This window comes from Pontibacter coccineus (assembly GCF_030546575.1).
GTDB lineage: Bacteria > Bacteroidota > Bacteroidia > Cytophagales > Hymenobacteraceae > Pontibacter > Pontibacter coccineus.
In genome coordinates this window covers 131110-154963 of record NZ_JAUOTN010000002.1, presented here as the reverse complement: position 1 = coordinate 154963, position 23854 = coordinate 131110, and the positions used below count along the sequence as shown (strand labels likewise).

Annotated in this window: 18 protein-coding genes and 1 riboswitch; of the genes, 12 read left to right on the top strand and 6 right to left on the bottom strand. The window is 52.9% G+C overall.

From position 1 onward, the window contains the following. Positions 1-158: 158 nt before the first annotated feature. From Q4E40_RS04515 to Q4E40_RS04505, 3 genes are all read left to right on the top strand, one after another. Positions 159-3131 carry a two-component regulator propeller domain-containing protein gene (locus Q4E40_RS04515; protein WP_303410331.1) on the top strand — a complete coding sequence of 991 codons (2973 nt, stop codon included), beginning with the start codon at positions 159-161 and terminating at the stop codon, positions 3129-3131. Between the two features lie 30 nt (positions 3132-3161). Then, positions 3162-3902 carry a LytR/AlgR family response regulator transcription factor gene (locus Q4E40_RS04510; RefSeq protein WP_303410329.1) on the top strand — a complete coding sequence of 247 codons (741 nt, stop codon included), beginning with the start codon at positions 3162-3164 and terminating at the stop codon, positions 3900-3902. A 116-nt stretch (positions 3903-4018) separates the two neighbouring features. After that, the gene (locus Q4E40_RS04505; RefSeq protein WP_303410328.1) at positions 4019-4753 is read left to right on the top strand and encodes a glycosyltransferase; all 735 of its coding nucleotides are present in this window, start codon (positions 4019-4021) and stop codon (positions 4751-4753) included. Between the two features lie 54 nt (positions 4754-4807). Here Q4E40_RS04505 and ahcY read toward each other — a convergent pair whose 3' ends face one another. After that, positions 4808-6115, bottom strand: coding sequence for an adenosylhomocysteinase (ahcY, locus tag Q4E40_RS04500; protein WP_303410327.1), 1308 nt, complete (start codon positions 6113-6115; stop codon positions 4808-4810). A gap of 163 nt (positions 6116-6278) precedes the next feature. Further along, entirely contained in the window at positions 6279-6968 is a 690-nt protein-coding gene (locus Q4E40_RS04495) for a DUF4397 domain-containing protein (protein WP_303410325.1), read from the bottom strand. A gap of 135 nt (positions 6969-7103) precedes the next feature. Here Q4E40_RS04495 and Q4E40_RS04490 point away from each other — a divergent pair, with 135 nt between their 5' ends. The 4 genes from Q4E40_RS04490 to Q4E40_RS04475 all read left to right on the top strand — a co-directional run bounded on the left by Q4E40_RS04490 (position 7104) and on the right by Q4E40_RS04475 (position 12399). Then, a complete protein-coding gene (locus Q4E40_RS04490; RefSeq protein WP_303410324.1) occupies positions 7104-8300 on the top strand; it encodes a THUMP-like domain-containing protein in 1197 nt (398 codons plus the stop codon). Between the two features lie 293 nt (positions 8301-8593). After that, positions 8594-9109, top strand: a complete 516-nt coding sequence (locus Q4E40_RS04485) for a hypothetical protein (protein WP_303410323.1) — start codon at positions 8594-8596, stop codon at positions 9107-9109. 136 nt (positions 9110-9245) lie between these two features. Then, a complete protein-coding gene (locus Q4E40_RS04480; protein ID WP_303410321.1) occupies positions 9246-9422 on the top strand; it encodes a hypothetical protein in 177 nt (58 codons plus the stop codon). 214 nt (positions 9423-9636) lie between these two features. Beyond that, on the top strand, positions 9637-12399 hold the full coding sequence (locus tag Q4E40_RS04475) for a TonB-dependent receptor plug domain-containing protein (protein ID WP_303410319.1): 2763 nt from the start codon (positions 9637-9639) through the stop codon (positions 12397-12399). A 1-nt stretch (position 12400) separates the two neighbouring features. On the opposite strand, the gene Q4E40_RS04470 is transcribed toward Q4E40_RS04475, so the two are convergent. Continuing rightward, entirely contained in the window at positions 12401-13000 is a 600-nt protein-coding gene (locus Q4E40_RS04470; protein WP_303410318.1) for a DNA-3-methyladenine glycosylase, read from the bottom strand. A gap of 234 nt (positions 13001-13234) precedes the next feature. Next, a riboswitch (cobalamin riboswitch) is annotated at positions 13235-13437 on the top strand. A 102-nt stretch (positions 13438-13539) separates the two neighbouring features. On the opposite strand from Q4E40_RS04470, the gene Q4E40_RS04465 reads away from it, so the two are divergent. After that, the gene (locus Q4E40_RS04465; RefSeq protein WP_303410316.1) at positions 13540-15456 is read left to right on the top strand and encodes a TonB-dependent receptor plug domain-containing protein; all 1917 of its coding nucleotides are present in this window, start codon (positions 13540-13542) and stop codon (positions 15454-15456) included. A gap of 25 nt (positions 15457-15481) precedes the next feature. Next, on the top strand, positions 15482-16612 hold the full coding sequence (locus Q4E40_RS04460) for a DUF5074 domain-containing protein (RefSeq protein WP_303410315.1): 1131 nt from the start codon (positions 15482-15484) through the stop codon (positions 16610-16612). Positions 16613-16691: 79 nt separating this feature from the next. Here Q4E40_RS04460 and Q4E40_RS04455 read toward each other — a convergent pair whose 3' ends face one another. Further along, positions 16692-16976, bottom strand: coding sequence for a hypothetical protein (locus Q4E40_RS04455; protein WP_303410313.1), 285 nt, complete (start codon positions 16974-16976; stop codon positions 16692-16694). Between the two features lie 144 nt (positions 16977-17120). On the opposite strand from Q4E40_RS04455, the gene Q4E40_RS04450 reads away from it, so the two are divergent. From Q4E40_RS04450 to Q4E40_RS04440, 3 genes are all read left to right on the top strand, one after another. Beyond that, positions 17121-17297 (top strand): hypothetical protein, encoded by a 177-nt coding sequence (locus Q4E40_RS04450; RefSeq protein ID WP_303410312.1) that lies wholly within the window; start codon positions 17121-17123, stop codon positions 17295-17297. A gap of 51 nt (positions 17298-17348) precedes the next feature. Then, positions 17349-17582 (top strand): DUF2798 domain-containing protein, encoded by a 234-nt coding sequence (locus tag Q4E40_RS04445; protein ID WP_303410311.1) that lies wholly within the window; start codon positions 17349-17351, stop codon positions 17580-17582. Between the two features lie 409 nt (positions 17583-17991). Then, positions 17992-20196, top strand: a complete 2205-nt coding sequence (locus tag Q4E40_RS04440; RefSeq protein WP_303410310.1) for a B12-binding domain-containing radical SAM protein — start codon at positions 17992-17994, stop codon at positions 20194-20196. A 21-nt stretch (positions 20197-20217) separates the two neighbouring features. Here Q4E40_RS04440 and Q4E40_RS04435 read toward each other — a convergent pair whose 3' ends face one another. Together Q4E40_RS04435 and Q4E40_RS04430 are read right to left on the bottom strand one after the other, a co-directional pair. After that, the gene (locus tag Q4E40_RS04435; RefSeq protein WP_303410309.1) at positions 20218-21114 is read right to left on the bottom strand and encodes a hypothetical protein; all 897 of its coding nucleotides are present in this window, start codon (positions 21112-21114) and stop codon (positions 20218-20220) included. An 83-nt stretch (positions 21115-21197) separates the two neighbouring features. Beyond that, positions 21198-22871 carry a M28 family metallopeptidase gene (locus Q4E40_RS04430; RefSeq protein WP_303410308.1) on the bottom strand — a complete coding sequence of 558 codons (1674 nt, stop codon included), beginning with the start codon at positions 22869-22871 and terminating at the stop codon, positions 21198-21200. Between the last annotated feature and the right edge of the window lie 983 nt (positions 22872-23854).

The window sequence follows — 23854 nt, the reverse complement described above, 5'->3', positions numbered from 1 at the left end:
TTTTGTAATAAAGTCGGTATTCAAAACAATGGCATAACATCAGGTATAGCGTGTAGGCAACAAAAGTTTGGCTTTACAGTAGTATAAATATTAAGCTATTTTTTATTACAAAATATATTAGCTGCATATATTATTCTCTCTAACGCTCTTGCATCCGGATGCGCCTTCTTGCTCTTATACTCTTGCTGTTAGTTTCGCTTCCCTCAAAGGCGCAGCAGTTCAACTTCCGAAACTGGTCGCTTGAGCAGGGCTTGCCGCAGTCGCAGGTAAACGACATTTTGCAGGATGGCAAAGGGCAGCTCTGGGTGGCAACACTTGGAGGCCTCAGCCGCTTTGACGGGTCTACTTTCCATACCTATACCAAGCGGGAAGGTATGAGCAGCAACAGCATCAGCTGTCTGCTGTTGGACAGCCGAGAACGCATCTGGATTGGTACCACTGACAGGGGACTGATGCTGCTCACCGGTGACAGCTTTGAGGTGTTTGACCAGGGAGCCGGCCTGCCACCTGGTGGCGTTTACAGCATCGCAGAGGACAACGAGGGTATTATCTGGGCTGCGACAGACAGCGGCGTATACTCTCTGGCTAAAAGCGGATTTGTGCGGTACGCTGACCTGCCTCACGTCCGCTACAACGCTGTGCTTTTCAGCGCCACAAACGAGCTTTGGGCCGGAAGCGATTCACAGGGTGTATACCGGATAAACGCAAAAGGGCCCACCAACTATACCACTGCCAACAGCACCCTGCCTTACAACAGCATCAACGCACTGAGCCAGTCACCCGACGGCACCATCTGGATCGGTACGGCAAACGGCGCGGCGACTTTCAGGCTCAACAAGCTGGAAAACTTTGAGCTCCCGGCAGGTATAGAAAGCCCGAACATACGCGACTTCACCACCGACAATTATGGCCACCAATGGCTGAGCCTTCGCCTCAACGGCGTGCTCAAATACGACGGCAAGGAGTTTCAGCACCTCACACGCTACAGTGGTTTGCGCACAGACAGAGTCAATTGCATTACAACAGACCGTGAGGGCAACATCTGGATCGGGACAACCGGCCATGGCCTGATGCAGTACCGCAACCCCTGGTTCGTTCACTTCTTTGATATGGGGCAGGTCAAGGAGCCTGTCATATCGGCTCTGGCGCAGGACACCAAAGGCAGGGTTTGGCTCGGGACCGATGACGGCCATGCAGCCTTTATGGAAAGTGGTATCCTCAACTGGCTGCAAACCGACATCTGGCCAAAAGGCACTACCCTGCACAGCATGTGGGTGGCAAACGAAAACGACGTTTGGGTATGCTCCAGCAACGGCCTGTACCGACTGGGACCCGGTAAAGTAGCCCATTATGGCACAGCGCAGGGATTGCCCTCTGCGGAGATACACCAGGCCATGCCCATGCCAAATGGCGACCTGCTACTGGCCACAGGCGCTGGATTAGCCATTTTGCCTGCTGATCAGCAACACATCCGGCCCCTGCCTCAGCCACACCTCACTGGCAAGGTATACGCCCTGCACCGCGATAGAAGCGGCAGGATCTGGATTGGCGCCGAGAAGGGTGTGTTCCGGTATGAAAACAACCGTGTTGCTGCTGTCAAAGGTCTGGGAGAGACGGGCTTCCGGGAGGTACTCACTATTACAGAAGATGCGACGGGCACACTATACTTTGGCGGCTTCAACTACGGCATTTTGGCCTGGCACGACAAATGGAAGGCTCCCAAGGTATACAACTCCCGCAACGGTCTGCCAAACGAAGGTATAAAAAGCCTGTTCGTTGATAACACAAACCACCTCTGGGTTGGCACCAGTCGGGGTGTGCTGAAAGTGCAGCTCGACCAGCTCCATGACCGGGGCCGCCTCACCATCCGATCCTACGCGAACCAGGAAGGGTTCAGGGGCCTCGAAGTGAGTAGCAAAGGGATTACGCAGACGCCTGACGGTACCGTGTGGTTTGCCACGGCCAAAGGACTTACCATGTACCTGCCGGAAATGGACCGCCGCAACCAGGTATACCCCCATATAATCATTACCAACATCATGCTTTTCCAGAAACCAACCGACTGGGCGGGCATGGGCTATACCATCGACTCATCTACCGAACTCCCGGTAAACCTGCGGCTTCCGTACAACCGGAACCACCTCACGTTTGACTTTCATGGCATCTCGCTCACTGCCCCCGACCGCGTGCGTTACCGCTACCGCCTCAAGGGGCACGATGAGCAATGGTCGGCCGTTACAGATCATTCCTTTGCCACCTATGCCAGCCTCGATCCGGGTAGCTATACCTTCCAGCTGCTGGCCGCCAACAGCGACGGCTACTGGACCCCGAGCCCGCTCACCTATACCTTCACTATAGTGCCTCCGGTCTGGCGCCGGGAATGGTTTATTGTGCTGATGGTACTAGTAGCCACCGGCGCTACCATCAGTGTGGTGAGGCTGCGGGAGAGAAGCCTGGTTAAGCTCAATACTTTGCTGGAGCAAAAGGTACTGCACCGGACACAACTGCTGGAAGAAAAGAACCGTGAGAAGGAAATCCTGCTGAAAGAGATCCACCATCGCGTCAAGAATAACCTGCAGATCATCATGAGCATGCTCAACCTGCAGACCCGGCGTGTGCAGGACCCCAAAGCCCTTGAAGTCATGCAGTCGGTACGGGGACGGGTCAGGTCGATGGCCATTTTGCATGAGCGCCTTTACCAGCACGAAGACCTGGCATCGATTGACCTGAGTGCCTACATGGAGGCTATCTGTGAGGGCTTAGGCGCTACATATGGTATAAGGGAGCGTCACATTAAAATCAAGCTTGATATCCCGACCATCATGGTGGAAGCCGACACAGCGCTTTCACTGGGCCTGATCGTCAATGAGCTTGTGTCTAATTCCATCAAATACGCCTTCCCTGACCGGTACGGGCAGGTTGCTATTTACTTAAGGCCGGAGCAGCAGAATGACTATACCCTCACCGTGGAGGATGACGGGGTGGGCTTGCCAGTAGACTTTGAAGAGCGGCGCAAAAAGTCGTTTGGGCTGCAACTGGTTTCATCGCTTGCCAAAAAACTGGGGGGTAATATCGCGTACCAAAACAACAATGGTACAAAATCAATATTATATTTTGTTTTGACATCGTAAATGAATAATTTTACGTATGAGATTAATGCTATGACAAAACCGAAGATTCTTATTTCAGAAGATGAAATTATAATCGCAGAAGACCTGGCTGCCTGCTTGGAGGAGTTAGGTTACCAGACGTGTGCCATCGACTCCGGTGAGAACACTCTTGATTTGATCCGAACCATGCAACCAGACCTTATATTGCTCGATGTGAACCTGAAAGGCGATATTGATGGCATTGAAATAGGCTCTAAGATCAGGGAGGAATTCGACATTCCTTTTATCTACCTGACCGCCTATGCCGATAAGGACACCTTGGACCGGGCGAAGAAAACCGAGCCTGATGGTTTCCTGGCCAAACCGTTCGATGAAAAAAACCTGCGCTCCGCCATTGAACTGGCCCTCTACAAGCACGACTCCGGGCACAAAACAGTTGATAATGGCGCAGCCAAAGCACCGAAGGAAGTGGAACCGCAAACCGATTACATTTTTGTAAAGGTAAAGCATCGCATCATCAAGGTGCAGTACAGCGACATTTTGTGGGTAGAGGCCTATGACAACTATTCCTTCATCGTCACCGCAGATCAGAAGTACCTGGTGAGCTCCACCCTGAAAGACATGGAGCACAAGCTGCCTTCCAGCAATTTTGTGCGGGTGCACCGCTCCTACATCGCCAACCTCGATAAAGTGGAAGCCCTGGAAGAAAACGCAGTCGTGTTCTCCAAAGGCGATATCCCGATCGGCAAATCTTACAAGAAGTCGCTCATGTCGCGCTTTAACATTATTTGACAGAAACTTTACTAGACCGGCAAAAGCCATTAATTGCCCTGACCTTTAAATAATTGAATGGTCAGGGCAATTATTTTTGGCGTCCCGCTATCTTTGTGCTTCGTCACAGCATTTCTATGTCTAAGAAAATCACCGTCGTTTTTACCAGTTGCAATCGCTTCGACTTGCTTGAGGCCACCTTGAAAACCTTTTTTAAGTTCAACACTTACCCCGTTGAAAAGATCCTTGTGATTGAAGACAGCGGCAACCGGAAAGGCCTGGAGAAAGTGCTGCAGAAGTTCAGCTACGACAAATTTGAGACAATCGTGAACCCGGAGCAGCTGGGCCAGCGCAGAAGCATTGAGATTGCCTACAGCCACGTGGACACAGAGTACATCTTCCACTGCGAGGACGACTGGGTGTTCCTGCGTGAAGGTTTTATAGAGGACTCACTTACGTTGATGGAGGCCTTCCCAAAACTCATTACTGTTTGGGGAAGAATAGCAAAAGAGCTTCCGGCTGATTTTTTCGCGGAAGAAGAGCAGGAATACCAGGGCATCAGGTATAGAGAAGTGAAGAAGGAGATCTTTATCCTGAACCCAAGCCTGAAGCGTATGAGCGACTACAAGCTGATGGGTGGTTTCACGCAGTTTAGCCTTGGGCAGTTTGAGCGGGAGATATCAGACTTCTTTAGTGAACTGGGTTACACGGCCGTGATTCTGGACAGACCCTATACCACGCACCTGGGTCTGCATCGTCGGGTCCACTACCGTGACAGAGCCAACAAGTACCTCAAGCTTGACAATAAGTTTAAACAGGTGAAGGCCTCGGTCTACAAATTCTTCAAACTAGGCAGATTCAAATCGCAATAACAGAAAAGCCGGAGCTGATGCCCCGGCTTTCTTATTTATACCTTGTTTCTGGAATTAGTATCTGTAGTACTCCGGCTTGTATGGGCCTTCTACCTCCACGCCAATGTAAGCAGCCTGGTCCGGACGAAGCTCGTCCAGCTCTACACCAATCTTGCTCAGGTGCAGGCGCGCTACTTTCTCGTCGAGGTGCTTCGGCAGGGTGTATACCTGGTTCTCGTAAGCCTCAGCGTTTGTCCAAAGCTCGATCTGGGCCAGTGTCTGGTTAGAGAAGGAGTTCGACATCACAAACGACGGGTGACCAGTCGCGCAACCCAGGTTCACCAAACGGCCTTCGGCCAGCACGATGATGTCTTTGCCTTCGATGTTGTAGAGGTCAACCTGCGGCTTGATGGTGTCTTTGGTATGACCGTACGCGCCGTTCAGCCAGGCCATATCGATCTCGTTGTCAAAGTGACCGATGTTACAAACGATCGCCTTGTCTTTCATGCTGCGGAAATGCTGCTCAGAGATGATGTCTTTGTTACCAGTAGCGGTTACCACGATATCAGCTTCTTTCACGACATCGGCCATTTTCTTCACTGCAAAGCCGTCCATGGCAGCCTGCAGGGCGCAGATCGGGTCAATCTCGGTCACGATCACGCGGGCACCGGCACCACGAAGGGAAGCGGCAGAGCCCTTGCCAACGTCACCGTAGCCGGCTACAACGGCTACTTTACCAGCCATCATCACATCAGTGGCACGACGGATCGCATCTACCAATGACTCCTTGCAACCATACTTGTTATCAAACTTCGACTTGGTAACCGAGTCGTTAACGTTGATGGCAGGCATCGTTAGTGTGCCGTTCTTCACACGCTCATACAGGCGGTGAACACCGGTTGTCGTTTCTTCGGAAAGGCCTTTAATGCCATCCGCCAACTCCGTGTACTTGTCCAGCACCATGTTGGTCAGGTCACCGCCGTCGTCCAGGATCATGTTGAGCGGCTTGCGGTCTTCACCAAAGAAGAGCGTCTGCTCGATGCACCAGTCGAACTCCTCAGCATTCATTCCTTTCCAGGCGTAAACCGAAATACCGGCAGCGGCAATAGCAGCGGCAGCGTGGTCCTGTGTAGAGAAAATGTTGCACGAAGACCAGGTCACCTCAGCGCCCAGTTCCACCAGTGTCTCAATCAGCACGGCCGTCTGAATGGTCATGTGCAGACAGCCGGCGATGCGGGCACCTGCCAGCGGCTTGCTTGGGCCATACTCCTGACGAATTGCCATCAGGCCCGGCATCTCCGCCTCAGCCAGTCTGATCTCTTTGCGGCCCCACTCGGCCAGCGAAATATCTTTTACCTTGTACTTTAGTTGCGTATCAATCATGTTGTAATATTTTCTTAAGGAAGCACAAAATTATAAAATTTCTCTGTCATCTTCAACACCAGATTAGTATACGTCTGAATATCAAACAGTTTTACAGGGCTTTTTAAATACAGAAGCCCGTGCCAATGGCACAGGCCTCTTCTAGGTGTCGTCTTCTTCGCGGTTATCGGTTCGTAATGATCTCGGCACCAAGGGCATTCATGTTGCTGGCCGGCGGCGCCACGAAGCCTCTGGCAAAAATAGTATAGATGCGGCCAGCGGCCAGCTGCACGTTCGGCACGGTCAGCACCACGGTTTGAGTACCAGCCAGGCGCACTTCCAGGTTATAAGATGCGGCATCAACAGGCGTGAAGTCGGATGCGCTCTTAAAGGCCCGGTTGCCGAAAAGCACGGGCCCGTTGGTCACGGCCACATCTACGGCCGGCGCATCAGGCGAGAGGTGCACAAAACGTACGTGCGCTTTGCCGGCGGCAGGCGTGTCCAGGTCGTCTTCCAGCACCAGCGGCTCAATGGCGCTCAGCGTGTTGATCGCAAATACAGAATAGCTATCGTTACTATCAAAATCCACGTTGGCGTCAATCACCGTTGTGCTGGTGCCGGCGGCATTCACCTTCACATTGCGTCGGCCTGCCTGCACATCCAGGTAGCCTGTGTTGTTCGGGTAGGCCAGGGGAGCCGTGTTTACTTTCGCGTTATCGATCAGCAGGTCTACGTCAGGCGCGTCAGGAGAGGCGTGTACTACCATCACGTTGGCGGTTTCGATCATAGCGTTATCATCGTCGTCGTCATCGCAGCTTGTCAGCACCATAGCCGGCAGCACCGCCAGCAGCATGATTTTCATCCATTTCTTCATAGTAGTCTGATAAATAATTAATTAAAAATTTCTTTTAGCTGTGAATAGAACCAGCAGGTATAAGGATTGTTTGCGGCTGGTCAGCTTTTATGAAAAAAATCGGGGCTGATTAAATTTGTACCTTTGCAGCGCACCATGAAGCACTATACACCGGAAGAGAAAGATTTTATACAGCAGCACCAGCACCGCAACCCCGCCGAGCTGATGCTGCAGGCAGGCCGTTACCCTCAGTTGCCTGTTTCTGAGCTGGTCAAGCAGATCCAGGCGCGGCAGAAAGCCGCCGACAAGCTGCCGACCTGGGCAGCGCATCCGGAGGTGGTTTTCCCGGCGGCGGTGTCTGTAGAGCAGACCTCCTCAGAGGCGACTGCAGCTTACAAAGCCTCGCTGGTAAAGGGCAAGCTGCTCGTCGACCTGACCGGCGGGTTTGGGGTGGACAGCTTCTTTTTTGCAAAGCAGTTTGAGCGGGTGGTGCATGTGGAGCAGAACAGCGCGCTTTCAGAGATAGCCGCCTATAATTTTAAAGTGCTGGGGGCTGCCAATATCGCCGCTGTTAACGCCACTGCTGAGGATTTTCTGCAGAGCTTTACCGGCCGTGCCGATGTGCTATACCTGGACCCGGCGCGGCGCGGCGACAGACAAGAGAAAGTACACCTGCTGCAGGACTGTGAGCCGGATGTGCTGCGACTCCTTCCGGTGCTGTTTGAAAAGGCGGATGCGGTGCTGCTCAAAACCTCCCCCATGCTCGACATAGAACTGGCGCTGGAACAGCTGGGCTCCGTCGCGCAGGTATGGGTGATCGCGCTGCACAACGAGTGCAAGGAGGTGCTATACCTGCTACAGCCCCAGGCGGCTGCTAACCCCGAGCGTCATGCGGTCAACCTGCTACCAAGCGGCAGCTCACAGGCACTCACTTTCACCAAAGAGCAGGAAGAGCGGGCATTCGTCAGCTTTGCCGACCCAAAGGCCTACCTTTACGAGCCCAACGCAGCCATACTCAAATCAGGAGCTTACCGCAGCGTGGCCAGCCAGTTTGATCTTTACAAGCTGCACCCCAACAGCCACCTCTATACCTCCGACCAACTCATACCTGATTTTCCGGGCCGCGCGTTTGCCTGCCAGGGCGTGGGCCGCTACCATAAGAAGGAGTTGCTAGCCAGGCTGCCGCAGCGCAAGGCCAACATCACGGTGCGCAACTTTCCGGAGTCAGTGGCTGACATTCGAAAGAAGACAGGTATAAAAGAAGGCGGCGCTGACTATCTCTTCTTCACAACAGATATGCACCAAAAACCCATTGTGATCTACTGCCGCAAAGTGACAGCTCCCTCCAGCTAATTTTTTTCATATTTATTTAGAGCGCTTTAGTTTTCCCCTCTCCTTCTATAGTCCAATCCATCTTTTGGTCAGCTCCTCCATTTCGGACAACCAACCAATTCATACACAAGCACATACACCTGCTGTTATACTTGCATACCGCTATATACACATACTAATTACAGTCGGTTTTATTGCTATACCTGTCACAACACCAATACACTTAATTTATTAACTGTTAGAAACTTAAGCCGTAAAAAAGAGAGTCCCGTCTGAGACGGAGACACTATGTTCAATTTAAATACACGAAAGCTATGAAACGCAATAATGAGGAAAATCAGAATCAGAATATGAAACGCGATAATGAGGACAACCTGAATCAAAACCAGGGTCAAAACCAGAATCGCAACAGTAATCAGAACCAACCAAGAAACCAATCCGGTGAGTTTGAGAGCACTTCCCGCTCCCAGAACAACCCTTCGGGCCAGAGCGGCCAGGGCTCACGGGCAAGCAGCAGCAACCAAGGCCAGGGCTGGCACGGCGACTCACAAGGTCACGCACAGGCCGGTCGACAGAGCCATAAGAACGACAGTTCATCACAAAGTGGCCAGTCACAGGCCAGAAGTGGCAATCAGTCCCAAGGCAGAATGAGCGATCAGACGCAAGGCAGAACAGGCAATCAATCGCAGGCCAGGAGCGGCAGTCAGTCGCAGGGTAGCAGCCAGAACCAGGGCAAGGGCTGGCACGGTGACTCCGAGGGACATGCAGAGGCAGGACGCCAGAGCAACAAGAACAACAACAACTCAGGCTCCAGCGACGATAATTCTTAAGATAGTTTAGCTGAATATAAGTCAGAGAAGCCCGTGGCACATGCTGCGGGCTTCTCTGTTGGCTTAAACCAGTGCTACCAGGCTTCGTAAAACAGGTATAGAACACAAGTTATAACCGAACTAAAATTTGAATGCTATGAAAAACGAAAAGGAAAACAAAAACATGCCGAAAAACCAGCAGTCCAACACGGGCAAGTCTGGCTCCAAGAAGGACATAGGCAACGACCTGCACAAAGACGCGGTGGGAAAAATGGGCTCCAACAACCCAACGCCACAAGCCCGTACCGATAACGAGCAGCAGAAGAATAAATAAGACACCCGGTATACCCATACCTACAAAAGCCCCGGCTTTGTTGATCGCGATCAGCATAGCCGGGGCTTTTGCGTGTAAAGGACTGAACTTGTGCCGATGTACCTACAGCCGGAATAAGCTCTGAGAAAGGTTAATTAGTAAAAATAGATTATTTTTTATATATTATTGGCTTAATATTTGTTCTGATTCAATATCATCCAATATAAGCCAAGCTATGCGCAAACCTCTACTTTTCTTCTCGCTGCCTGTTGTTTTAGTGCTCCTTGCCTTCAGCTTCAAAAAGGCCAGTAGCGACGACCTCGTTACACGCATCGCGCTTCAGCTCCAGAAGTTCTACGCCCTGTACCCACAAGAGAGCATCTACCTGCAGCAGGACAAAACGCTCTATAGCCTCGGCGAAACGATCTGGTTCAAGGCCTATGCTCCTCAAAACGCAGCCGACAGTCTGAGCACTGTACTGTATGCCGACCTGGTAGGGCCTGATAACAAAGTGCGCCTGAGCCGAAAACTCAAGCTACGCGACGGCATGGCACACGGCGATTTTTACCTGCCCGACACTCTCTCAGAGGGACTATACCAGCTCCGGGCCTATACCAACTGGATGCGCAATTTCGATCCGGAGTACTATTTCACCAGAGAGCTCAACATTTCCAGCCCCTCCCTCACCGAGGCCAGGGCCAGCATCTCTTTCAAAACGCATACCGCTCCTGCCGGCGACTCGTTGGTAGCCAGTCTGCAGTTCTACAAGCATCCTTTTGAACCAATCAAAAACCTGAAACTTAGAACGCAGCTGGTGCTGGATGGCAAAAAAGGAAAATCGAGCAGCCTTGAGACCGATGCGCAAGGTATAGCCAGGCTCCCGCTCTTCTTCAGCAATGCCCAAAGTGGCACTGTCAAAGAGGCCCTTTTAATGGTGCAGTCCGATGACAAAAGCAATCCGTTTCAGCGCAGCTACCGCCTGCCGGTAGGGCAGCCAGCTCTGGATCTGCAGTTTTTCCCGGAAGGTGGGCACCTGGTGGCCGGTATACCTTCGCGGGTAGGTTTTAAGGCGGTGGATATGAGCGGCAAAGGACAGCAGGTGGCAGGCACCATTCGCGATCAGCAAGACAATACGGTGATGGACTTTAAGAGCGAGCACCTGGGAATGGGCGCCTTTACCTTTACCCCTGAGCCCGGCAAAACCTATACCGCACAGCTGCAGCTCCCGAATGGCCGCACGGCCGGGTATAAGCTGCCGGAAGCGAAACCGGAGGGTGTGGTGCTGCAGGTAATGCAACTCAGCGAGCACTCCGTTAATTTCCGGATAGAGCAGAATTTTACCAACCCGGCGACCCTCGGTCCCATGTACCTGATAGCGCATGCGGCCGACAGCCTCATTCTTGCCGTGAGGGCCAATGCAGATAAGAAAGTACTGGAGTCGGCTATACCTGCCTCCCGGTTCCCGGCAGGTCTGATCCACTTCACCCTGTTCAGCGCCGATGGCAAAGCCCTCAGCGAACGCCTGGCTTTCGTGAACCATCCGCCGCAGCTCCAGCTCAACCTCACGACCGACAAGACAACCTATGGCAAACGGCAGAAAGTGACCATGCAACTGGAAGCCCGCGATGCGAACGGCAAACCGGTAGTCGGCAATTTCTCGCTCGCCGTGCGCGATGCCCTGAGTGACCTGAACCAGCAGCCTTACGAAACCAACATTTACACGCAGCTATACCTGCAGGGCGAGTTGAAAGGCAACATTGAGCAGCCAGCCTATTACTTTGACAGGAAGCAGCCGCAGGCACGCCGGCACCTGGATCTGCTGTTGCTCACCCAAGGCTGGCGCCGCTTCGACTGGGGCGACCTGCTGCAGGACAAGCTGCCGACCGCTACGCATGTGCCGGAGCAAAGCATTTCATTTTCGGGGCGGGTTGAAAAAGAGCTTGGCAAGAAGACCCCGCAGAAAAGCAACCTGACGCTCATTTTCACGCCAAATACAACTCCAAAAGACTCTGTGCCTGCGCTGCCTAATCTGGTGATGGCAGAGACAAACCCCGATGGCAGCTTCCGCTTTGTAGGACTCAACTTTGAAGACACACTCAAGGTGTTCGTACAGGCACGCACCCCCAAGGGAAGCAACAATCAGCTGATTCACCTGAACCGGACAGCGGCGCCCACACCCAACTTCCGGGCATTGGAAGGCGCTACCCTTTCACCCGAGCAGATCGCCGCCTATCGCAGGCGCATAAGCGACTGGGCAAAAGCCAACCGCCAACACCGCCTGACGACGGGTGCCATTCAACTGAAGCAGGTAGAGATTACTGCTAAAAAGCAGGAGGTCAGCGACAGCCATCGCATTTACGGCCAGGGATCGGCAGACGCGCGCATTGAAGTGGCACAACTTACAGTCACATACCCCAATATACTGCAGTATCTGGCCAGTCGTGTAGCGGGAGTGCAGGTCTACAACGACGTAGACTCGATGAATAGACCCATAATGAAAGTATCGATACGTGGAGGCGGAGTTCCAATATTTATACTGGACGGCATGCGCGTTGAGTTGGAAACAGTAAATACGCTTAACCCCGAGGACATCGAAGCGATCGAGGTACTGAAGGGAACCAGCGCTGCTATTTTCGGGACAGGTTCGGCCGACGGCGTCATTGCGCTTTTCACGAAAAGAGGCAACCCCAACTACAACTATGCCAACCAGAAGGCACCCGGTACTCTCAACTTCAAATTGGCGGGCTATAACAAGCCATCGGAGTTTTACTCACCGCGTTACGACGTAGCAAAAGAGCGTCACAACCTGCCGGACTACCGCAGCACGCTGCACTGGCAGCCGAACGTGAAGACGGACGCAAACGGCAAAGCGACCATTAGCTTCTTCACCTCTGATGTCATTACGGAGTTTGTGGCCGTGTGCGAAGGTATAGCCAGACAAGGTAAAGTAGGCGCGACCACCTACCGCTTCAGCAGCGACACGCGGGTACAGCCTTAGCCTACTTCTTCCGGCTGACCCACTTGTTGTCCTTTAGCCAGAAGCGCCACGGCAGCAGGGCATCTTCGCCGGCATAGTCTATCCCGATTCGGAGGCCAATGGCTATACCTTCGGCAGGCACGGCTATACCTTGATCTTCTATCCAAATGGTGTCGCCGGTAAGGGAGGTGCCGTAGTGGCGGCGGTTTATACCCAAGGCGATGCTGAGCACGCCCGGTCCGGCGGTCAGGTTGGGTTTGGGCGTAGCCATGTTGCGGCGCAGCAGCATTTCGGCTATCCCTTCTGTCGGTTCGATGGCCCGGACCAGCACAGCATCGGCGCTTCCTTCTACATTGGTGATGATGTTGAACAGGTTGTAGATGCCATACACCAGGTATACGTACGCCACCCCGCCCTCATGGTACATGATCTCGGTGCGCTGCGTCCGGCGGTTCAGGTGCGCATGGCAGGCTTTGTCGTTTGTGCCAGAGTAAGCCTCCGTTTCCACGATCTTGCCACCGGTGAGAATGCCATCATGCTTTGTGTAGAGGTATTTCCCCAGCAGGTCCTGCGCCACCTGCGCTACATCCGCTCGGGTATAAAAGTCTTTTCCTAGCTTCAATTTGTAATGAATAATGATGAATGACTAATGATTAGTAACGAATGAATAGTTAATTGGCTATACACCGTGCACTTACACCTGCCTGTGGGCAAATGATGAACAGGTATACGTGAAACAAGCCCATCAGCCAATCTCATACCCTTATCCCCGCATCATTGTTGATCATTATAGGCTACTCACTAAATTTAATTACTCATTCATCATTCCTCATTAACCATTACTCATTAAAACAATTACCTTTGCCTTCAGATTGGTGGCCTTGTTTTAACTATAACAAAGCCTTAAAAGGGAAATAGGTGTAAAACCTATGCTGTTCCCGCAACTGTAATCTTCTTAAAAAGGGTAAGCCAAAACCACCGCCACTGTGCCGCACAATGCATGGGAAGGCTGGCTGACCTGAAGAGAGCCAGGAGACCTGCCAGTTTGACCAAATTAGTCGTATGCTTTCGGGTAAAAAGCTGCACTGCTCGCTATCTATACCTGCGCGCCGTTCCTGCCCATACCTGCCTGCATGCTTCGGGATCTAAGCAAGCGTAAACGTGGCAAAGTTTCATTTCCATTTTTTATCGTGCCTGGCCTTATCGCTGGGTATAGCACCAACTGCCGTGGCGCAGCAGCAGGATACGACACTGTACCACCTGCGCACCGTAGAGGTTTTCGGCAAGCCCGCCGAGGTCTTTGCCTCCGGCAGCCGTGTCACCACACTCGACAGCACTTTCCTCCGCACCTATACCTCCGGTTCCCTGGCCGATGCTCTGCAGGCCCGCACGCCGGTATTCCTGAAAACGAACGGCCCGAGCGGCATTTCCACTCCCTCCTTCCGGGGCACCAGCGCTACGCACACCGCCGTGCTCTGGAACGGCCTCAACATCAGTCAGCCTGCCCTGGGGCAAAGCGACATGTCCTTGTTGCCATTGAGCAGCATCGGAAGCATTGCCGTGCAGCATGGTGCGGCAGGTGCAACCTATGGCAGCGGGGCGATTGGTGGAGCGGTTTTGCTGAATTCCCCGACACAGCTGGAGCCAGGCTTCGGCGCGGAAGCGCTGCAGGAAGTGGGCAGCTTTGGACGCTATTTTTCCAGTGCCAACGCCCGATACAGTGGCCGGAAGATGTCTGTTGCTTTAGGTGGCTACTATCTGGCAGCAGAGAACGACTTTTCCTTCCGGGACTATGGTCGCATCGGGGGGCCCACCCGCCGGCAGGACCAGGCACAAGTTGCCCAACACGGTTTCACGCAGGATGTGCGCTGGCAACTTTCCCAAAACACCCGACTAGCGCTGCATGGCTGGTATACCTACGCCAACCGCGAAGTGCCGCCTGCTCTGGGAGCAGCCAATACCAACGCCGGGCAAGTTGACCGGAACCTGCGTCTGATGACCGAACTCAACCACGGCAGCAACTGGGGCGAAACCTCCCTGAAAGCGGCTGTTTTCAATGATTACCTCCTCTTCACGGACAACAGCAACCACTCCACCACCGATATCAACACTTACCAACTGCAGGCCGAGCAAACCTATACCTACGCCCGCCGCTGGAGTTTGCGGGGTGGCCTCAACCTGCAGCACTTCGAAGCCGATGTGCAGGGTTACGGCAAACAGGTGACCGAAGACCGCGCCTCCGCTTTTTTGCTCTTCCGCTACGACCCCAGCAAGCGACTCGACCTGAGCCTGAACCTGCGTCAGGCTTTTGTGAAAGGCTATAATCCCGCTCCTGCTCCTACCCTGGGCGCCAACTGGCTGCTACTGGAGCACGACCAGCACCAGCTATACCTGAAGGGCAACGTCTCGGGCAGCTACCGGGTACCGACGCTGAATGAGCGCTTCTGGCAACCGGGCGGCAACCCGGACATCAAGCCGGAACAGGGCTGGAGCTTCGAAACCGGGCTGCGTCACCACTATACCTTGGGCACTGTGCAGTTGGAGTCCGAACTGTCAGTTTACCGTATGCTGGTGGATAACTGGATACAGTGGATGCCTGTCACGTCCAGCTACTGGTCCCCCCGCAACCTGCAGAAAGTACGCGCGCAAGGTATAGAACTCAGCAGCCGCGCCACCACCACACGCGGCGACTGGCAACTGGCCGCCACGGGCGCCTATACCTACACCGCATCGGAGCAGGTGAAAGCCTACGAAGGAAGCCAGGAACTGAACCAACAGCTCGCCCACGTACCGTTGCACAAAGCACAGTTGGGAACAGATATCTCCTTCCGTACCTGGACGCTGCTCGGCAACCTGACGCATACTGGCCTCCGCTACACCGACAACAGTAACGCCAGCAGCCTGCCCGGCTATACCTTGCTCAGCCTTGCCCTGCACAAAAAATTCAGCCTCGCTCAAAACCAGTTTGTCGCGTCGGTGCGCAGCGGCAATGTGACGAATCGCGCCTACACTGTGCTCGAAAATGTGCCGATGCCGCCCCGCAGCCTGGCTGTGAGCTTACGTTTTGTAATACCTTAATTTCATATCCATACCCCATAACAACATGAAAAAAATTACCCGATTCCGTAGCTATTTTCTGTCCGCCGTTTTTGTGTTTGGTGCCGTTGCCCTTAACAGCTGCAGTGATGATAACAATAATGGCCCCACCGGAGAATATGCCCGCAATGGTGTGCTTATCTCGAATGAGGGCGCTTTTACGAAATCAAATGCTTCGGTGAGTTTCTACAGCCACGACAGCAAAACGGTAGAGAACGAGTCGTTTAAGAAAGTAAATGCGCCACTGGTGCTCGGCGACGTGCTGCAGCACATGGCCCAGCAGGGCGAGCGGCTATACCTGGTGATGAACAACAGCGGCAAGGTGGTGGTGACCAATGCGAATACCCTGAAAGCCGAAGGCGAGATCGCAGGACTGGAGGCGCCTCGTTACTTCACTGTCTTGAACGATGACAAGGCATACGTAACCGAGTGGCTCGGCTACGACCCGGCTACCTATGCCTACAGCAACGGCCGAGTGGCCGTAGTAGATCTAAAAACCAATACTGTGACCAAAACCATTACGGTGGGTGTGCAGCCGGAGCAATTGGTGATAGCTGGTGGCAAGCTGTATGTCGCCAACAGCGGCGGCAAAACCGTGACGGTCATCAACACCGCGACAGATGCCATCGAAACCTCTATTACAGTAAACGACGGACCGAATAGTCTGGCATTGGATCGCAACAATGTGCTGTGGGTAAGCAGCCAGGGTGTAAAAGCCTACGATCCAGTTGACTGGTCGGTGAGCGAGGAAAACAGCACACCCGGCTCCCTTGCCAAAATAAACACGGGCAGTAATACTGTGGCAAGCACACTTACCTTCAGCCAGAATGCTCCGGCTCCGGGCAAGCTCACGCCAAACCCGAATGGAGACAAGCTCTACTATGTGTTCAACAACAAGGTATGGATGCAGGACGTGAACGCTAGCACCCTTGCCACAAAGCCGCTCATCGACCGGGGTACTTACGTTGCGTATGGTTTCAATGGCTTGGGTGTGGAGCCTGCCAGCGGCACCATCTACGCTGGCAAAGCAACCGACTATGCCTCCAATGGTTGGGTAGTCCGCTACAATCCGCAAAGTGGCGCTGCTGTCGATTCCTTTAGGGTAGGCATCGCCCCCAATGGCTTTGTATTCCGCTAGAGATCAAACATGCTGAAAGCACAACGCCCGGCACTCACGAACAGAGTGCCGGGCGTTGTGCTTTTATACCTGAGCCAGCTTACTGGTTTGGGTTTGGTTTCAGGTCTTTATCGTAGCGCTTCTTACGGTCACCCTCCTGGTTGTAGGCGCTGTCGCCGATGGCGGTGCCTTCACGGCCTTCGTAGATCTTCTCATAGTTTTCGGTGGTGTCGTTGTCCATGCTGCTGCGGTCCGCTTCTTCGGTGCGCTCATAGTCGCTACGCTCAGTGTTGGTCTCGCCGGGGTCGGTGCCTGTGTTGCAGGAGGCCATACCTATACCTAGCAGTATGCCCAGCACGGCAGCCGTTGTCTTTATCGATTTCATAGTTCTTCCGTTTTAGATTTTCAAAGCGCCATACCGCATCACGGTATAGCCCTCTAATGTACGACCGCTCCACAATTAGAGTTAAAAATAGCTACATACCCCGCGGGTTTGCCGTATGATAGAGAGTACTAAAAACATTCAGGTATGATGAACGGGAAAAACAAAGCCGATCAGGAAAAAAGCACGAAGGAAATGTCGTCGGACACAAAAAAAGTAGCGGGAGAAAAGCAGACGCCGCCGCCTCAGAACAAGGGCGTAAATGATCCGGGCCACACCAAGGATGACAGCTCGGATGCCGAAGCGCAAAAAGGGCACGCCTGATAACGCATCTATCGGCCTAACCCTTAACTTTGCGGCTATACCTGGTTTGCCATGAAAAAGAATTTTCTGAACCCGACGCTCAAGCGTAAGCTGCTGGTCATCTCCCTGCTGTGCCTGCTCATAGCCTCTGCCCTGCAGCTCTATACCTTTGGCTTTGCCGATAACTTTTTTATAAACTGGCTGCGCATGTTCGTGGTGCTGTTTGTGCTGGTGGCAGGCACGGTGCTGGCCATTGTACCCGGGGCGAACTACCTTGTCAATAAAACATCGCAGCTGCTCAGCTAAGCGCTGCTATACCTCTTAAAAACGAAAAGCCCGCGATAGTACCGCGGGCCTTTTGTTTTAGGGAACAATTGAAACACTTACACCATCACAAGCCATTGCTCCAGGTTTTTATGTTTTCACAGCTTAAAACCCTGGCTTTAACGCCCAGAAGCATTCAACTATAGATGATAATAATGCAAATATAGTCATATAAAGATAGATTTATATAATTTAATACTGCCTTAGTGCATAAATATTTCAGCTTTATTTTAGCTCCGCCCTAACCTCCTCATTTCCAATGGCTCTGTACTGAACCCTGGCTGCAGCAGAACTGTTAACCTGACAGCATCTGTTTAGAAAGCGCTACATTATCAGTAGTTTTGCAATCCGCCGCCCTGTGGGGCGTTTGTTATTTTAAGATTCCCGAGACTTGAAGAAGCCAACCATACTGCTCATCACACCGCCGCTCACGCAGCTCAACACGCCCTACCCTGCCACCGCTTACATCAAAGGCTTCCTGACAGGCCAGGGCTATACCGTGACGCAGGCTGACTTTGGCATTGAGTTGGTGTTGCGCATGTTCACCCGAAACGGTTTGGCAAGGATCTTCGCGGCTGTGGAAGCAGGTGATTTCGAGCTGTCGGACAACAGCCGGCGCATCGTACGTCTGAAGCGCGAGTACCTGAACACCATCGAGCCGGTTATCCGCTTTTTGCAGAACAAGGACACTACCCTGGCACAGCAGATCAGCTACAGCCGCTACCTGCCCGAGGCCTCCCGCTTCGACCAGGTAGAGGACATCGACTGGGCTTTTGGCAGCATGGGCATCACGGACCGCGCCCGCTACCTGGCCACGCTATACCTGGAAGATTTGGGTGATCTGATCAAGGAGACGATCTGCCCTTACTTCGCCTTCAGCCGCTACGCCGAGAAATTGGCCCTGTCGGCTACGTCGTTTGACCCGTTAGAAGAGTCACTGCAGTCGGAGCCAAACCTGGTGGACCAGCTACTGCTGGAATTGCTCGAAGAGCGCCTGCAGGAGGTACAGCCCGATGTGGTAGGTTTCTCCATCCCTTTCCCGGGCAACCTATACGGCGGCCTGCGACTGGCTCAGTACATCAAACAGAAATACCCGCACATCCATACCCTGATGGGCGGCGGCTACCCGAACACCGAGCTGCGTACACTCCGCGAGCCGCGCCTGTTCAAATACATTGATTTTGTGACGCTGGATGATGGTGAAGGTCCCTGGTTGAAACTGCTGGAATACCTGCAGGGCGAACGTCAAGTCGATTTGCTGCAGCGCACCTTTATGTTGCAAAATGGCCAGGTCGACTATATCAACGGCTGCCTCGATAAGGATATTCCACATACCGAAGTCGGCACGCCGGATTACAGTGACCTGCCGCTGCAGGAGTACCTCTCGGTAATTGACGTGATCAACCCGATGCACCGTCTTTGGAGCGATGGCCGCTGGAACAAACTCACCGTGGCCCACGGCTGCTACTGGAAGCGCTGCTCCTTCTGCGACATCACCCTCGACTATATTTCCCGCTACGAAACAGCACCTGCCACTTTGCTGGTCGACCGCATCGAGCAGCTTATCGCCCAAACCGGCCAAACCGGCTTTCACTTTGTAGACGAAGCTGCGCCGCCCGCCGCCCTGCGCGACCTGGCCATTGAGCTGATCCGCCGCGGCGTGAAAATTACCTGGTGGGGCAACATCCGCTTCGAGAAGACCTTTTCGCCTGACCTGTGTCGCCTGTTGGCCGCCTCGGGCTGTATTGCGGTGTCAGGTGGCCTGGAAGTGGCCTCGGACCGCCTGCTGGACCTGATGAAGAAGGGTGTGAGTATCGCGCAAGTGGCTCGCGTGACCGACGGCTTCACACAGGCCGGCATTATGGTGCACGCTTACCTCATGTATGGTTTCCCGACGCAAACGGCACAAGAAACGATTGATTCGCTGGAGGTGGTGCGACAACTCTTCCTCAACGGTGTGATCCAGTCTGGGTATTGGCACCGCTTCAGCATGACAGCGCACAGCCCCGTAGGCAAGCATCCGGAGAAGTTTGGTGTGGTGAAGATAGGTCCGCCGGAAGGCGACTTTGCCAACAACGACCTCTGGCACGACGACCCGCAAGGCACCGATCATGAGCTGTTCGGTCCGGGATTGGCCAAGGCGCTCTACAACTTCATGCACGGCGTGGGGCTGGAGGAGCCGCTTTCTTTCTGGTTCGATTTCAAAGTACCACGTGTCACCACCGACCGCAACCTGATCGCCAAGGCTATACAGGAACTCGCCAAACCGGACAGCGAGCGCAAATTGGCCCGCGTGTTCTGGCTAGGCAACGTACCCGAGATCGACTTTATGATGTACGCCAAAAAAGGCCAGACCATTGAGCGCTGCGTGCTCACCTTCTACGAAAAGGCCGAGGATTTCCAGATCAAGACCACCGCCAACATCGGGCAGTGGCTACTGGAACAACTCACACTGCTTACCGCGGAAGATGCTCCGGCTATGACGCTGAAGCAACTGGAAGAAACGTACCCGCTGGACGCGCACCTGAGCTTCACAGAATTCCTGGCCTCGCCGGTTTGGTTTGAGCTAAGGGAAAAGGGACTGCTGTTGCTGTAATATCTGAAAGAAAGATGGCGATTATAGCATCAGCAGTTCAGGAGGTGTTATACCTATGTCTCTCTTCTCGGGGAAGAGCACTTCTGTTAACTTAAATTTAAAGCCACCCTCATTACTTTTGGGGTTTATCATCCACTTGTAATTGTAGCTGTCAATTTTAAATTTATCGATCGTTCCTTCTTTGTCCCTCTTAAAATGGAGCAGCTCATATGGTCTCTTTTCCTGCGAAACCAACTCTAGTGCTACATCTTGAGCGACGAGGTCATAAAGAAAGATCTCCGGCATATTAAAACTGACATAATCGATGTAGGCTGGATTCTCAATCCAGAAAGGCCCAATCTCTCCGAAATTGCCCGAACTAACCTGAGCATTGAACGTCAGGTATGAGCCTGCGGTCAGATTGGATGCGGCAATATCTATTGTCAGGATGGTATCATTCTGACTTATTTCGAATGATTTCGGATTTATCTTTTTTGTAACAACTTTGCCATTTTGCAACACATGGCTTCCAAGGTTCTTGCTCTCTACTTTATCGTTTGGCGTAAGTACAATACTGAAGCGTAGTCCCTTGGCAGCTGTAGCTTCATCAATGAATACTTTATAGTTATAGCCATATATCAAGTGAAAGTCCATTAGTCTACTGGGAGGTACTGTGAGTTGAGCGTAATTCCCTACAGTAGATCCTACCTTCTCGTTTCGCTTGTAGGTCACAGAAATATTTGTCTCTTTGATTGACAACCTTCCTTCGAATTCGGCAGGGCTGATCTTTGTATTCAACAGAGGGCTGCTGCTCTCATTGTGTTTCATAAAGATCAGGCGAGGCACCGTTTTATTATAAGTTGGATCGCCTACCAACGCATGTTGCCCGAAGCAGTAAAGCGGAAGGAGAGCCGCGAAGAGCAGCAAATTAAATTTCATGTAAAAGCTTAATAATTGAGGAAGGTGTTTACCCATCTATCTCTTGCAGATACTGCAGAAGATAGATGGGGGCAAAACTATACTTATTTCTTCATATAGCCATCCCGAACCGCCTTAAACTCAGATCCAGCCTTCCACTGCGGCCACTCCGTTGAGCCGGCCAAACGCTTGCCCACCTGGTAAAGCAGCTTCAGGTCCTCCACCGTGCCATCCACTTTGTAACCAGGGTGCATTTGGTCGGCTGCTTTGTGGTAGTAGTTGGCGTAGTACTCGTCGAGTTTCTGCTTGCCGGCTTCTTTGCCGCCTTCCACCAGATCCACGCCCGGTCCAATAAAGAGAGCCGGTATACCTATTTTGGCGAAGTTGAAGTGGTCAGAACGGTAATACAGGCCTGCCTCCGGATTCGCTTCCGGCGCAATGTAGCGTCCTGCTGCCTCGGCCTCCGCTTTGATGTAGTCCTCCAGTTCAGACTGCCCTATACCGTACAGCACCACATCTTTGGTCTTGCCGTAAGGGTTCATCATGTCCATGTTGATGTTGGCAACCGTCTTCTCTTTCGGGAACACCGGATTCTCGGCATAATAAGCCGAGCCCCAAAGGCCCTGCTCCTCCGCCGTTACCGCCAGGAACACCACCGTGCGCTCCGGCTGAGCAGTCTGCGCTTTGAATGCTTTGGCGATCTCTAATAGACCGGCTACCCCGCTGGCATTGTCTACCGCGCCGTTGTAGATGCTGTCGCCCGTCGCGTCGGGTTTGCCGATGCCCAGGTGGTCCCAGTGACCTGTGTAGATGATGGTTTCGTCAGGACGTTTGCTGCCGGTGATCTTGGCAATGAAGTTGGAGGTCTTGTCATAGCGGGTCTTGACCTTCATCGAGGTGCTGGCCTGCAGGTTCAGTGGGAAAGGTTTATTTCCTGGCTGATGCGCTTTGCTCAGCACGGACTTATAGTCCATACCGGCGGCCGCAAACAGTTTCTCGGCAATTGGTGTGGTGATCCAGCCTTCCATGGCGCAGCGGTAGGTTTCTTTGCCCCGGCTGTCGAGGTACATTTTGGAAGTGTTCCAGTTGTTCTGCACCACTTGAAAGCCATACCCGGCCGGCTCTGTATCGTGGATGATCAGCGCGCCTTTTGCTCCCTGTCGGGCTGCCTCTTCAAATTTGTAGGTCCAGCGCCCGTAGTAGGTCATAGCCTTGCCATTGAACACTGCTTTGTCCTGGGCGTAGAAGCCCGGGTCATTTACCAAGATCACCACGATCTTGTCTTTCACATCCAGACCGGCATAGTCGTTCCAATTGTACTCGGGTGCCACAATACCGAAACCGGCGAACACCATCTCAGTTGGATCGATGGTGATGGTCTCGTCTGTACGGCGGGTCCAAATCACGTAATCGTTGCGGCCCTCGAGTTTGAGTTCCTGCTGCTTGCCTTTAATGGTCATGGTCGGGCTGGCGGTGGTGTTCACTTCCACCATGGGCACTTCCTGGAAATAGCTATCGCCATTGCCCGGCTCCACGCCCAGCGCCTTGAACTCCCGCTCCAGGTAATCCAGTGTCTTCTGCTCACCCGAAGTAAAAGGCTTGCGTCCCTCCATACCGTCGGCGGCCAGCGCGCTCAGGTAGTTGCCATAGCTTTCGGTTGATAAGGCGGCTACGGTTTCAGCGCCGGCCTCGCCTGTTTCGTGGTTGGGGGACTGGCAGGCCGTGAACGTTCCGGCCAGTAGCATTGGCAGGAAAAGTGGTTTGATTCTTTTTATCATGGTGCAATAAGGTAGATGGAAATAGTCGGGGCTAAGGTATAGTGGCGACAGAGGTGTTAAAGTACAAAAAGCTGTGCAAGAAAAAAAGCGGCTCGGCTAGGGCTATACCTTATACCTGTTCCGGGTCTTTTCGGAAGATCAGGTTCATTTGTAGAGTTATCGCTTTGAGGGCAGGACTTCTTTGCTCTCAATTCTCAGTAATGCCCTCGCTCGCGTCCCGCGGGTGTGAGCTATCCGGCGGACTCTGGCCGCTTCTCCAATTTCTTCTAAATGCTCTTTTGGACATCCGTGTCCGAAAGCCATCTGTTGGGGATGTCCACATCCCCGTATGCTGCTCTTGTTCTTAGGTATAGGGGACAAGGATGTCCCCAGCAGAACTACTTTCGGACACGGATGTCCGAAAGGGCGCGATATACCTGCAAAACCTATACACGGGGATTAGGAAATCCCCGACCGTTTGCTTCGGGATTGATAAATCCCGAAGAGCCGTGTGGCAGAGCCTTACAGAAATATTCGTTTGTAGTGACAGGTCGCGACCTGTCCGAATCATGAACCGGTATACATATCCGAATCGCGCACCGGCGAGCCTGCACCCATTTACCTGTCTCAATATCGCCATGGTATACCTATGCAAGTCCCCAACCAGCACACCTAACCAAGTCGTACATGAAAGTCCCCCATTGAAGGGGGCGGGGGATGTAAATCGTGCACAAGTGGCGGGACGCCACTAAATGACTCAGACTCGCGGGACGCGAACAAGGCAAAAAGCTATACCTTATACCTTATACCTTATTCCTTATACCTTATTACTGAGTAGCCAGCTGTTACTGTACTTGCTGAGACACAGATCAGGTATAGCAATTGCTTTGGGCACAGACACTCGTGATTTCCGCAGGTCCCGTGAGGTCTTGGAGTACAGGCCTTAAAGCAGAAAGCACCCACAGCGTAGCGCTGTGAGTGCTTCTATACTTTACTTTTTAACT